Here is a 13,951-nt window from a genome sequence, read left to right as displayed (position 1 = left end):
AATTAAATACTGCTATTTAAAATTTCAGCAATATGCATTACCCTTATTGGTTGCTTGTTTCTATTGATCAATCCTTCTAAATGCATTAAACAGGAATGATCGGCACCGGTGATAACTTCTACATCATTGTTCAAATGATCTTGAATGCGGTCTTTTCCCATTTTTACTGATATAGCCTCTTCGAAAACCGCAAAGGTTCCTCCGAAACCACAACATTCATCTTTTCGGGTCAGTGACATTAACTCGAGCCCCTGAACATGGGCCAATAAATCTTCTTCTGTTGAATAATGGGCGTCCATTCTTTCGGAACAAGATCCCAAGTGAAGCCCCCTTAAACCGTGACAGCTCTTATGTAAACCCACTTTGTATGGGAATGAGGCACCTAAATCGGTTATCCCCAATATCTTAACGATAAACTCACATAGTTCAAAAGCATTATTTCTTACATTGATGACATCTGGGGTTTGTTCTATGATATCGAAATGTTTTTTAACGTGATAGATACAACTTCCGGACGGGCCAACGATATAATCGTATTCCTTGAAATTTTCAACGAACACCTGACAGGCCCCTTTTGCATCTTCCTCGTAACCCGAATTGCCCAATGGTTGTCCACAGCAGGTTTGACCGGAAGGATAATAAACATCCACTCCTAATTTTTCCAGTACTTCCAGCGTGGCTATACCCACCTGAGGGTACAATTGGTTAATATAACATGGTATGAACAGGCCTACTCTCATTTGATTTTCAATCTTTTAATTCGTAAATCTTATCCATTAATACCCATTTTTCATTTTCTTTGGCCCAAGGCATTTTTTGCTGATATTTCCACATGAGCTCTTCCCACTCCTGAACCTTTCTATTGGCATTGTCCATTTGTTCCTTTTGTTCAAATGAGAATGAATCGTTTACTTCCAAAATCATGAACAGTCGATTACCGACACAATAGATTTCAGCATTTTCGATTCCTGAATCAATAATACTCTGTGTGATCTCTGGCCAAACTTTTTTATGATGTGCCTTGTATTGATCGATCAATACAGGGTCATCTTTTAAATCTAAAGCCAAACAATATTTTTTCATATTGGATAATTAGCGATTAATCATGCACCTTGAAAGTTCTATACCCATAAATTGCAATAAAGGCAAAACACAAAAAGGGTAGTATGAACGAAAAATTAACACCCGAAAACGGTCCTATGGTTCCCATGTCTATAAGAGTTCCCTGTAGAATGGGCATTAATGCACCACCTACGATTGCCATTACCAGCCCTGCGGCACCTAAGGCCGTATCTTCTTCCTTTAGGCCATTGAGTGCAATACCATAAATCGTAGGGAACATCAAAGACATAAAAGCCGAAGTGGCGACTAAAAGATACAAGCCCAGGATGCCTTCTATCAATATAACACCGGTAATGGTACACATGGCGCATAGGGCAAATATCATGAGTAATTTTCTTGAGTTCACATATTTCATAAGAAACGTGCTTATGAAACGGCTCATTAGAAATATACTCATGGCAACGATATTGTAGTTTTGGGCTTCAGCTTTTGGAATACCCAGATTTCCTGCATATTGGATGATGAACGTCCAACACATGATTTGAGCGGCCACATAGAACAATTGGGCTATGACCCCTTCTTTGTATTTACCGTTTTTAAATAACCTTTTAAAAGAGGAAATGGCACTTGTTTGGTTTTCTTTATGGGCTCTTTTTGGCATTTTGGTAATAGAAATAATGACCAACATGCCAATAACCACAAAACCTAGGATAACGTATGGGTCTCTAATGATCGCCAAATCATGGGTTCGTATGGCAGCTTTTTCAACAGAATCCAAGGTATTGAAAATCAATTCACCTGCTGCGTTTCTTTTGTCGGAATCCAATGCGGTCAAAATAAATTTCGAAGCTACGAACATGCCGAAAAGAGATCCAATTGGATTAAAGGCCTGTGCAAGGTTCAATCTTCTTGTTGCTGTCCGCTCATCTCCCATTGAAAGGATAAAAGGGTTTGCGGTAGTCTCTAAAAAGGCCAATCCGAAGGTTAAGATATATAAGGAAACCAAAAAGTATCCGAAAACCTCGAATTTGGCGGCAGGATAAAATAACAAAGCTCCTGTTGCATAGAGTATTAGTCCCAATATTATTCCTTTTTTATAGCTGTATTTCCGAACAAATAGGGCAGCTGGTATTGCCATTGTAGCGTAACCTCCGTAGAAGGCGAACTGCACCAATGCGGCTTTTGCGGTCGAAATTTCCATCACGGTCCCAAAAGCAGCGACCATAGGGTTGGTAATATCATTGGCAAATCCCCATAAAGCAAATAATGAGGTAATGATGATAAAAGGCAAAAGTACCTCTTTGGATACTACAGGGATTTTATTGGTATCGGTCATTCTAAAATTGGTTTAAATTTAGGTCTAAAACAAAAAGACAAAAAGCACTGTCTTTAAAGTAGATTGGGGGGTCTCTAATTTAACAAGTGCTTTTTGTTTCTTAGCTTGGTGGTATGCTTTTTATCTATATTGTGCGTATATGACTTTGGTCTGTAGGTATTCTTCCATTCCATGTTTGCCATCAGCACCGCCTAGACCCGATTTTTTCCATCCAGCATGAAAACCTTGAATTGCTTCAAAATGTTCACGGTTTACGTAGGTTTCCCCGAATTCCAATTGTTCGCAGGCATGCATAACCTTATTGAAATTCTCAGAAAATATCGAAGACGTTAGGCCGTATTCACAATCATTTGATAAAGCTATTGCCTCATCTAAGGTAGTGAATTTCATTACAGGTAATACCGGTCCGAAAACTTCTTCTTGAATAATTTGCATGTCTTGCTTAACATTGGCAAGTAACGTTGGTTGATAGAAATAACCTTTGTCGAATTTATCTGACCGAGTGCCTCCGACCACAACTTCCGCGCCTTCTTTTTTAGCAAATTCCACCATTTCTGCGACCTTTTCAATTTGATCCTTGGAAACCATACTGCTCATATCGGGATCATTCGTGGCAAAAGCGTCCTCGACCTTAAGTTCGGCCATTTTTTTAGTTACTTTTTCCATGAATTCATCATAGATACTATCCTCAACGTAAGCCCGTTCGGCACAGTTACATACTTGTCCGCTGAATATGACCCTGGAGGAAACAACAGCGTTTACGGCTAAATCCAAATCAGCATCTGCACAAACAATTGCGGGAGCTTTACCCCCTAATTCCAAAGAAACCTTAGTAATGTTTTCTGACGCGGCTTCCATAACCTTTTGACCTGCACCAACACTACCGGTTAAACTGATAATACCCGTTATCGGGCTTTTTGAAAGGGCATTACCGACAATACTGCCTTTACCGCAGACAAAGTTCAATACTCCGGCAGGAACTCCGATATTTTTTATTAATTCGGCAAATTCCATAACCGTATTCGGTGCTACCGAGCTAGGGTTTATTATACATGTATTGCCCGTTACCAATGAAGGGGCAATTTTACGGGCCATAACAAAAAACGGGAAGTTCCATGGTAATATGCCAACCGCGACACCAATGGGTGCTTTATGAAGAAATATGTGTTCTTTTTTACGGTCGCTTTGAATGATCTCGCCTTCAATTCTTCTGGCCCAACCCGCATTATAATCAAAGTAATCTGCGGTAACGTCAATTTCTACTTGTGCCAAGCCAATTACCTTGGCTTGCTCCGACGCCAATGTTTTGGCCAAGGACACTCTGTTTTCTCTAATGACATCTGCCATTTTATGTAAATAACCGGCCCTTTCTACGGCCGTAAGGGACTTCCAATTGTGTTGTGCGCCCTGAGCTGCATCAAGAGCTTCGTTAGCATCTGCTACCGAACCCACGGGCATAAGGGACAATACCTCTTCAGTACACGGATTTAATATCTCTATGGTTTCTGTTGAAGTTGATTTTACGAATTTTCCGTTTATAAATTGTTTGAATTCTTTCATTTGTTAAGTTTTAAAATTAATGACCAGGTTCTAGGAAAGATCTGTCAAATATCTCTGGATATAGTTATTTTCAATAAAATAGAGGATATTGAAATATTTGATAATAAAAGTCTTAACAAATTTAATTTATCACATAAAGGGAGTGTTTATCTATATTAATCAATAATATGAATAATTTAAACATTGATATTGAAAAGAGCTTGATTTAAGCCGATTTCATTTCATGGTCTTTCGTCTCAAAAAATCTTTTTATTTGACTTTAGGATGGGATGTTCCGGACAAATTTAAAATCAAAGAAAAGGTAAAAAAGACCAGGGTTAGGTATACCTTCCCGATCTATAAGTGGCCGGTGTTAGGCCTATTACCGTCTTGAATACCCTTGAGAAATGATATCTGTCTGAAAAGCCTAGTTTAAAAGAAACTTCTTCGATAGAGTCGTTTGTTTGCTCAAATAAATCGCAGGCTTTGGCGATTTTTCTGTTCTGGATGAAATTTTGGATGGTTATGTTCATTTCTTCCTTAAATAATCGGGCGAAGGAGTTTGGGGCCATATTTGCTATTTCAGCTATTTTGGGGTTGCTCAATTTTTTATCAATATTGATTTCGATGTACCGAATAACCTTTAAAACCCGTTCATCTATGTTAATGGCTTTCCATAATTCAGGCCCGATATTGGTTAAGGATTCCTTGATAAAAGCCTGCAATTTCATATTAAAGGTCAGTTTGAAATCAGAATTTTCAACTTTCAACCTTTCAGTCAAATACAATAGTCTATCTCTAAGATAATCGGTTAATTCTATCTTAAAAACACCTGGGTATACGTTGTCGAAAGGCACCCCTAGGTTAAAATGGACAAAGAAGTGAAACAAATGTTTGTCCACATAATCCTTCTCATTGTAATTGGTCGTAAGGTGTTTTCCGGAAACATGTATTCCTTCATTGTACATATGGTTTTTGGTAAACCGGGATGAGAATGATGTAAATGGGGGAATAATATAGATATAGTTGGGTGTCATGGTGTACACCTTATTTTGGTGAATTAATTCACCACCCTCATTTTTGTTCCAATAGAGTCTCCAAAAAGGAAACACCATATCATGGCAGTCCCATAAATCCAACAACCAATATCTGCAGCATAACAGATTCAACTTAAGACCGATGAAATTTTGCTTGTTGGGCGATGGATCCCCTAATTTAATGTCCCTAACGAGTTTCATTTGGCCAATGTTTAAATTAGATACAAAAATACGTGTTTTACATATTTCAAGAAGGATAGTGTCAAGGTATTTTTGTTCGTGTATAGTTTAAATATATATTATGAAAACCTTGAATCTCCCAAAACAGGTAAAAGCAGAATTAAGTAAAGTGTCAGAAGTAGCCGGCTATTTATGGCAGCGCGAATGGGCAGAACGTAATGCCGGTAATATATCTATGAATCTGACCTCTTTTTTTACGAAAGAAGAAGTTCAGGGTATCGGTACCGAAGTGGCATTCGATTTTCCGAAAGAAGCAGCGGAGTTTGTTATTTACATAACGGGTACCGGATGTTATCTACGCGATTTGGTCGATAAACTTGATGAAGTGTCCTGTATTCTTTATATCAATGAAGATGCAACGGCTTATTCGATAATATGGGGTGGAAAACAGGATAATTTTGGACCTACTTGCGAATTGATTTCACATGCTAGTATTCATCTGTTCAATTCACAGCACCATCCGGAAAACTTAGCGGTAGTGCATACGCATCCTTTGGAATTGATTTGTATGAGCCACCACGAGTTGTTCAATGATGAGGAAGAGTTGAATAGGCAAATCTGGATGATGTGTCCTGAGGTAAAAGTATTCGTTCCCAAAGGCATTCACTGTACCCCTTATGCATTGTCTAGCACAGCGGCATTGGCAAAAGTGACCATAGAAGCTTTTAAAACAAGGAATATATCACTTTGGGAAAAGCATGGCGCTACGGCTACTGCTCCCGATGTCATGAAAGCTTGGGATTTATTGGATGTGGCCAACAAAGGGGCAAAATTGTTGATGATGTGTTGGGCGGCCGGTTTTAAACCAGCAGGACTATCGAACGAACAATTGGTTGAATTGGAACAATTCACCTAAAAAACATAAAACTTATCCGAATATGAGTAGACTAATAGGCAGATTGCCAAAAGTAGGGATTCGTCCTGTAATTGACGGACGTGAATTAGGAGTTAGGGAATCTTTAGAGGTTCAATGTATGGATATGGCCAAAGCGGCCGCAAAATTAATACAGGATACATTGCGTTTTCCCAGTGGGGAAAAAATAGAATGTGTTATTGCGGATACTACTATCGGTGGTGTTGCAGATGCAGCAGCTTGTGCGGACAAATTCAAAAGGGAAGGAGTAGAGGTATCATTGACCGTAACACCATGTTGGTGCTATGGTACCGAAGTTATGGATACCGACCCCTTAATACCGAAAGCGGTTTGGGGCTTCAATGGTACCGAAAGACCGGGGGCTGTTTATTTGGCAGCTGCATTGGCAGGATATTCCCAAAAAGGCTTGCCGGCCTTCGGAATATATGGAAAAGAAGTTCAAGACGGTGGCGATAAAACCATTCCCCAAGATGTTTCGGAAAAAATCATTCGTTTCGTGAAGGGAGCTTTAGCGGTTGCCCAAATGAAAGGGAAATCGTATTTGTCCATTGGTTATAGTTCTATGGGAATTGCGGGTTCTATGGTCGATGTGAATTTTTTACAGGATTACCTCGGGGTTCGAGCAGAGTTCGTTGAATCTGTTGAGCTTTTGCGACGTATGGAAAATAATATTTTCGATCAGGAAGAGTATGCAAAAGCACTTGCTTGGACCAAAGAAAATTGTAAAGAAGGCGAAGATAGAAATAGTCCTGAAAGTCAGAAATCGCGTGAACAAAAAGATGAAGAGTGGGAGAAAGTCGTGAAAATGACTTTGATCTGTAAAGATTTAATGAACGGCAACCCCAAGTTGAAAGAGATGGGGTTCGGTGAAGAATCCAAAGGACGAAACGCCATTATGGGCGGTTTTCAAGGACAACGACAATGGACGGATTACCAGCCCAATGCCGATTTTACCGAGTCTATTTTAAACTCATCTTTTGACTGGAACGGTATTCGTCAGGCCTATGTATTCGCAACGGAAAACGATTGTCTAAACGCAATATCCATGTTGTTCGGTCATTTATTGACGAATAAAGCACAGTTGTTCTCCGATGTACGTACTTATTGGAGTCCGGAATCTGTTGAACGTGTAACAGGGAAAAAATTAACGGGTCTTGCTGAAAATGGTATTATTCATTTGATTAACTCTGGCTCCACAACCTTGGATGCTACGGCCCAACAATTGGATGCTGAAGGCAACCCGACCATGAAAGCTTTTTGGGATATTACGGAAGATGATGTTCAAAGATGTTTGGATAATACCGAATGGCCACCCGCTACTACCGAATATTTTAGGGGAGGTGGGTTTTCATCCCAGTTTTTGACCAAGGGCACCATGCCGTTGACCATGTGTCGCGTTAACCTAATAAAAGGAATCGGACCGGTTTTACAATTGGTTGAAGGATGGAGTGTGGAATTACCTGAGGATATCCATACCGTTTTAAATGAAAGAACTGACCCTACATGGCCTACGACTTGGTTCGTTCCAAGAACTACGGGAAAAGGCTTCTTCAAAGATGTATATACTGTAATGGCCAAATGGGGTGCAAACCATGGTGCCATTTCCCATGGGCATATAGGGGCCGATTTAATTTCATTGGCAGCTATGTTGAGAATACCCGTAAATATGCACAATGTAGATGAAAATGATGTTTTTAGGCCTAGTGCATGGTCTGCTTTCGGTGAAAACCTTGAAGGGGCAGATTATAGGGCTTGCGAGAATTACGGGCCATTATATGGTTTTAAAGAATGAAAAGTTTTGGGATAATCTAGGTACGTTGTTGAGTTGTTAGTTTGAATTAGTTTTTAAGTACCGGGATTATTCTATAAGCGATGACAAAGCTTTCCCCTTTGGTCACAAAAGTGGTTAAAGGGGGGCTTTTCATCAATAAGTATTAAAAACGTGAAAAAGGTAATAGCGGTCGTAGATATAGGTAAAACGAATAAAAAAATATTTTTATTCGATGATTCCTTTAATGTGGTTTCCCAAAACTACAGGCAATTTAATGAGGTTAAGGACGATGACGGTTTTCCTTGCGATGACCTGGATGCTATTGAAGAATGGATTTTAAGCGAAATAAGAAGGATTCAATCAGAAGGGAACTATAAGATCAAGGCCATTAACTTCTCTACACATGGGGCTTCGTTGGTTTATTTAAATGAAAAGGGTGAAAGGTTAACGCCCTTATATAATTATTTAAAACCTTTGGAGTTGGCCGATTATTCCTTTATTTATGATACAAATGGAGGTGTTGGGGAATTTTCCAGACAAACGGCCTCACCTGCTTATGGTATGTTGAACGCTGGTATGCAGATGATATGGCTAAAGAATAAAAAGCCCGATGTTTGGAAGAATGTGAAATACATTTTGCATTACCCCCAGTATTTAAGCTACCTGTTCACCAAAGAAATTACAGCGGATTATACCTCTATAGGGGCCCATACGGCCATATGGGATTTTGACCATATGCAATACCACAAATGGTTGAAAGATGAAGGTATTTCGTTACCTGAACCTTGTAATGGTAAAGTGGCCATAAAAGCAGAGGTCAATGGAGAACCTATTGCGATAGGCTCTGGTTTACATGATAGTTCATCGTCTTTGATTCCGATATTGGAAAGCAATGGGGATGATGATTTTGTTTTACTTTCGACAGGAACGTGGATCATTGCGATGAACCCGTTCAGTAAAGAAACCTTGACCGCACATCAGTTAAAGAACAATTGCTTGTGTTTTATGACCCCATTGAAGAAACAAGTAAAATCATCAATGCAATTTTTAGGACATGTACATGAACTAAATACCAAGGCATTTTGCGATTATTATGATCTTCCTGAAAATTACTTTCTGAATGTCGGGTTGAACAAAAAACTATGTGAAGACATCATAAGGGAGGGTAGGCAGGTATTTTTTCCAAATAAGGTCCCAGAAGATTATATGGCCGATTTAGGTCAACTGAAGCGCTATGATAGTTTTGAAAAGGCATACCATCAACTGGTTTATGAAATAAGCTATTTAGTATTTGAAGGTATACAGCTCATTTTGGATTCGGACAGTAATCTTAGAAGTATTTATATTACTGGTGGTTTTAACAAAAACGATATTTTCGTTGAGTGTCTTTCCCAAATGTTACCTGAACAAAAGATTAAATTTCCTAACGTAAGAAATGCCAGTGCACTTGGTGCCGCCTTATTAATGAAACAATATTTATAGATAGTTGAAACCACATATATCATGGCAATAAACCAAAGAATAGTCGTTTCATTTCGAAATTAAGGGGGAGAATTGAATTTTATTATGCTTCCTACAATTTCTTAAGTCAATTTTTGCTATTTTAAGGTTTTAAGGGTTTTGATCATAATAGTATAAAACTGATTATTCTGATAAATCAATAACCAAACGATAAATGGGCGTGAGATTTTATATAGTTGTCTTCTTTTTTTTGGCGAACTTTCTATGTCATGGGCAATTCAACAACTTCAAATTTGAAAATTTAGATACGGTCGATGGTCTTTCGAGCAGTACTTGTTTAACCATTTTCCAGGATTCTGAAGGCTTCCTATGGTTTGGGACCATAGACGGACTTAATAAATACAATGGGTACGAATTCGAGGTATATAAAGCCATTCTTAATGATTCCACCTCAATAAGTAACAACAGGATCAATGCCATAGCCGAGGATGTCAAGGGCAATTTATGGGTGGGAACCAATAATGGGCTCAATCTTTTTAATAAAGAGAAGAATAGTTTTATACGTATAGATCTTTACAAACAGTTGTCTTTGGCCAACAACCCAAGGAAATTCATTAATGGCCTCATGTACGATACGAAAAGTGATGCCTTATGGGTAGCCACGAACAACGGGGTCATTAAGATCCTGCTGAAAGACTTCGAAGGTGATGTTGATACCCTTAAATTTTCCTATTACATCAATGATGCATCCAACATAAATTCCTTGGATAATAATGTGGTCAACGTTATCCTAAAAGACAAAGGGAACGTGATATGGGTAGGTACCAATGGAGCACATTTAAACCGCTACGATCCCATTCATGATAATTTTGAAAGAATTCTTATAAAGAATGATGGAACCTATGAGCTGAACCACATTCCCAAAAACATATTTATAGATGCCGATAATGATTTTTGGATCGGGAACGACCTCTCTAACATGATTCTTTGGAACAGAAAGGATAATAGTTTCATACACAAATCGTTTACTGAGGACCATGTACCGGTGAGGGATTTTTATCTAGATGGGAATGGGGTCATTTGGGCATCAACCGATGGTTATGGGCTATTTTTATTGAATAAGGATTTGGTGAAAGTGGAACAGAATTTTGTGAATAATTTTTCAGATCCATTTTCTTTACCCAACAATAAACCTTCTGAAATATATAAAGGTAGCGACGGTATTTTTTGGATAGGGAGTTACGATAAAGGGGTGAGTAAATTAGACTTATCGCAGAATGCGTTCGGACATTATTATTATCAACCCGATACTCCGGATGGTCTTAATGAGAAGACGGTTCAATCGGTTTTGCAAGATTCCCATGGGCAAATATGGATCAGTGCCTATAACGGAGGGTTGAACCTTTTGGATGAGGAAAAAAATTCGTTTGAGCATTTCAGCCACGATCCTTTTAAAGCGAACAGCATAAGTTCAAATAAGATTTTATATACTTTCGAGTCCGAAGATGGGAACATCTGGGTCTGTACCTTGGATGGTGGTTTAAATAAGTTCGATCCCATTACACACCAAGTAAAACGCTTTCTTCATCGCCCTTCAGATCCCTATTCCCTTGGGCAAAATTCGGTTTGGTCCGGGGTAGAAGACAAGAACAACAGACTTTGGTTGGGATTACGAACGGAGGGATTAAGTCTATATGATCCCGTTAGTAGGAAATTCCATAATTATAAGAACATAACGGGAGAAGCGGATGGTCTGGCCAGTAATTTCGTGTTTTTCCTGTTTATAGATTCTAAAAATCGATTATTGGTAGGTACTTCATTAGGTCTGAATTATATTGACCTAAACCTATATGAAGATAAAATACCTGAAGACATTGTCTTTTCCGAGATAAAGGAAAAAGGTATTGAGGACAACCTGATAAACGATATCATAGAAGATCATTTGGGAAATATTTGGCTGGGTACCGATACCGGAGTCTATAAATTGGATCCTGAATTGAATTTGGTAAAATCGTATTCTTCCAAGGATGGACTTCCGAACAATCTTGTCGTGGGATTAATAGAAGATGATAATTATAATTTTTGGATAACAACGAAAAGTGGACTTACTCTTTTGAACCCCAAAACCGGGCAATTGAATAATTTTAATATCCATGATGGTCTTCAAGGTCCTGAATATCAAAGTAAATCTATTGAAAAAACAAGTGATGGCCGTATAATAGTCGGTGGGATCAATGGATTCAATATTTTTGATCCAGACGATATAAAATTTCCAACAGAGGTAAAGCTACATCCGCAGATAACCAGCTTTAAACTCAATAACAAAAGGGTGGTGCAAGGCGACTCTGTTAATGGCAGGGTATTGATAAAAGAGCCGTTGGATTCTGGAGAGAAACTAAGGTTAAAGTATAACGAGAATTATATTTCTTTTGAATTCGTGGCCCTTTATTATGATAATCCGGAACAAGTGCATTATGCCTATAAAATGCAAGGACTGGATAATGAATTCGTGGATATGGGCAATAACAGGGTCGTTAACCATTCAAATTTACAACCAGGGGATTATACCCTTGAGGTCAAAGCCTCTGTAGATGGTAATTGGGAGCAAGCTGAGGTTGCCAGTGTTCAGTTCCGGATTCTTTCACCACCTTGGAAAACTTGGTGGGCCTATGCGCTTTATTTGGCTTTTGGTCTTTTTGTCATTTGGGGTATTATGAGGTATTATGCATTAAAGGTACAAGAAACACAACAACACGAACTGGATCAAATGAAACTCCAGTTTTTCATAAACGTATCCCATGAATTCCGAACACCTTTAACACTTATATTGAACCCGGTCGATAAAATATTATCAAACCTTGATACTAATCCTGAAATCGTTAAAAAATCGGCGATATCCATTCAAAGAAGTGCCCGTAGGTTACTGCACTTGGTAAACCAATTGTTGGATTATAGGAAAATGGATGTCGGTATGGCTCCATTGCAGCTAGAGAAGGGTGACATAGTGCAATTTAGTGAGGATATCTATTCCTTGTTCGTTGGTCTGGCCACAAAAAAGGATATCGATTATAGGTTTATAGCACCATCCGATAAAATTCCCATGCTTTTCGATTTTGATAAGGTGGAGAAAATAATTACCAATCTAATATCGAATGCGCTTAAGTTTACCAACTCCGGAGGGGAGATTTCGGTCTCAATAGAAAAGCTCATGGAAGGTGGTGACACTTCACCACGTAGTCTAATGAAAAAGAACAAATTAGGTGATTTTGTAGAAATCGTTGTAAAAGATTCCGGGGTAGGTTTGAACAAAGAACAATTGAAAAATATCTTTTCCAGATTTTACCATATTGATGTTACAAAATCTGGAACGGGGATCGGGCTTAACTTCACCAAAGCTTTGGTCGAGTTGCATGGGGGCGAAATTTTTGTTGAGAGCCAGCCCGATCTAGGTAGTAAATTCATCGTAAGGCTACCGATGAACAGTGACGCTGCGCCGGTTGAAGTGGAGAATATAAAAAATGAATTTTTGATCAATTCAATGAAGTCGGTTGAATATGATATGTATATCGCCGACGATGAAGTTATTGCCCAGTCCGTTGAACAAGAAGTTAGTGAGGTAGATAAACCAACAATTTTACTTGTTGAGGATAACAAGGAGCTTAGATTGCACCTCAAGAATGATTTGGAGGATAAATACAAGGTATTACAGGCTAAAAATGGGGAAGAAGGCCTGGCAATGGTTAAAAAACATTTTCCCGATTTGGTGATAAGTGATGTCATGATGCCCGTTATGGATGGATTTGAAATGTGCAAAATGATCAAAACGGATTTTGAAACCTGCCATATACCCATAATCATGTTGACCGCAAGAAGTCTTGAAGTTGACCGTATTGAGGGTTACGACAATGGAGCAGATGGTTATTTATCCAAACCTTTTGTAACACGGGTTTTAAGGTCGAGAATTAAAAATTTGATCGAAGCTAAAAAAAGACTTAGAAAAAGGTTTTCTGAAATCGGTGGAATATTCCCTTCAAGTGAGGTAACATCGAATAATATAGATGAGGCATTTTTGGACAAGGCTACAAAAGTCGTAATGGATAATATCGATAATGCAGATTTTAGGCAAGAAGATATTATCAAGGAAATAGGGGTAGGAAGATCACAGTTCTATAGAAAAATAAACTCCTTGACCGGTAAAAATCCAAGTCATTTTATTCGTACCATACGTTTGCGTTATGCTTCCGAATTACTTCTCAAAAACTCGTATTCAATCAAAGAGGTTACCCATATGTCAGGTTTTAATTCTACCGCATATTTCAGTAAGACATTTCGAGAACTGTTCGGGGTTACACCAACAGAATTCATCGAGGAAAAGAAAGGTACCATCAAAGCGGACTAAGCGAAGTACAAATCCCTTGATTTAGAAGGGTTTTCCGATGCGGAATTCAAATAGCTACAGGTAATACCTATTCCTTTGGTAAAGTAATGTATAACTAGGCCAATGAAGCTTCATTTGGTAAGATTCACGGGTATATTTTATCATGAATAAGCTATTTGTTTCTTAATCTAAGTTAGGAGTGATGAATAGGAAAAAAATATAAAGGTAAAATGAAGGTAATTTAAGGTGTAAT

At 38.5% G+C, this 13,951-nt stretch carries 9 protein-coding genes; 4 read left to right on the top strand and 5 right to left on the bottom strand.

The genetic code is table 11. The features are described 5' to 3' along the window. Nucleotides 1-2: 2 nt before the first annotated feature. The 5 genes from GJ691_RS14345 to GJ691_RS14325 form a co-directional block, all read right to left on the bottom strand. On the bottom strand, nucleotides 3-740 hold the full coding sequence (locus tag GJ691_RS14345; RefSeq protein ID WP_154368084.1) for a (Fe-S)-binding protein: 738 nt from the start codon (nucleotides 738-740) through the stop codon (nucleotides 3-5). Nucleotides 741-747: 7 nt separating this feature from the next. Further along, nucleotides 748-1,083, bottom strand: a complete 336-nt coding sequence (locus GJ691_RS14340) for an L-rhamnose mutarotase (RefSeq protein ID WP_154368082.1) — start codon at nucleotides 1,081-1,083, stop codon at nucleotides 748-750. A gap of 16 nt (nucleotides 1,084-1,099) precedes the next feature. Further along, nucleotides 1,100-2,398 carry an L-fucose:H+ symporter permease gene (gene fucP, locus GJ691_RS14335; RefSeq protein WP_154368080.1) on the bottom strand — a complete coding sequence of 433 codons (1,299 nt, stop codon included), beginning with the start codon at nucleotides 2,396-2,398 and terminating at the stop codon, nucleotides 1,100-1,102. 120 nt (nucleotides 2,399-2,518) lie between these two features. Continuing rightward, nucleotides 2,519-3,958, bottom strand: coding sequence for an aldehyde dehydrogenase (gene aldA / locus GJ691_RS14330; protein ID WP_154368076.1), 1,440 nt, complete (start codon nucleotides 3,956-3,958; stop codon nucleotides 2,519-2,521). A gap of 317 nt (nucleotides 3,959-4,275) precedes the next feature. Next, the gene (locus tag GJ691_RS14325) at nucleotides 4,276-5,175 is read right to left on the bottom strand and encodes a helix-turn-helix domain-containing protein (RefSeq protein WP_154368074.1); all 900 of its coding nucleotides are present in this window, start codon (nucleotides 5,173-5,175) and stop codon (nucleotides 4,276-4,278) included. A 100-nt stretch (nucleotides 5,176-5,275) separates the two neighbouring features. On the opposite strand from GJ691_RS14325, the gene rhaD reads away from it, so the two are divergent. From rhaD to GJ691_RS14305, 4 genes are all read left to right on the top strand, one after another. Next, nucleotides 5,276-6,070, top strand: a complete 795-nt coding sequence (gene rhaD, locus GJ691_RS14320; RefSeq protein WP_154368072.1) for a rhamnulose-1-phosphate aldolase — start codon at nucleotides 5,276-5,278, stop codon at nucleotides 6,068-6,070. Between the two features lie 22 nt (nucleotides 6,071-6,092). Then, nucleotides 6,093-7,880, top strand: a complete 1,788-nt coding sequence (locus GJ691_RS14315) for an L-fucose isomerase (RefSeq protein WP_154368070.1) — start codon at nucleotides 6,093-6,095, stop codon at nucleotides 7,878-7,880. Between the two features lie 150 nt (nucleotides 7,881-8,030). After that, nucleotides 8,031-9,341, top strand: a complete 1,311-nt coding sequence (locus GJ691_RS19870; protein ID WP_154368068.1) for an FGGY family carbohydrate kinase — start codon at nucleotides 8,031-8,033, stop codon at nucleotides 9,339-9,341. A 193-nt stretch (nucleotides 9,342-9,534) separates the two neighbouring features. Then, on the top strand, nucleotides 9,535-13,719 hold the full coding sequence (locus GJ691_RS14305; RefSeq protein ID WP_154368066.1) for a hybrid sensor histidine kinase/response regulator transcription factor: 4,185 nt from the start codon (nucleotides 9,535-9,537) through the stop codon (nucleotides 13,717-13,719). Nucleotides 13,720-13,951: the final 232 nt, after the last annotated feature.

This window comes from Maribacter luteus (assembly GCF_009674825.1).
Lineage (GTDB): Bacteria > Bacteroidota > Bacteroidia > Flavobacteriales > Flavobacteriaceae > Maribacter_A > Maribacter_A luteus.
The sequence above is the reverse complement of the archived record's forward strand: the minus strand, read 5'-3'. Positions and strand labels throughout refer to the sequence as shown.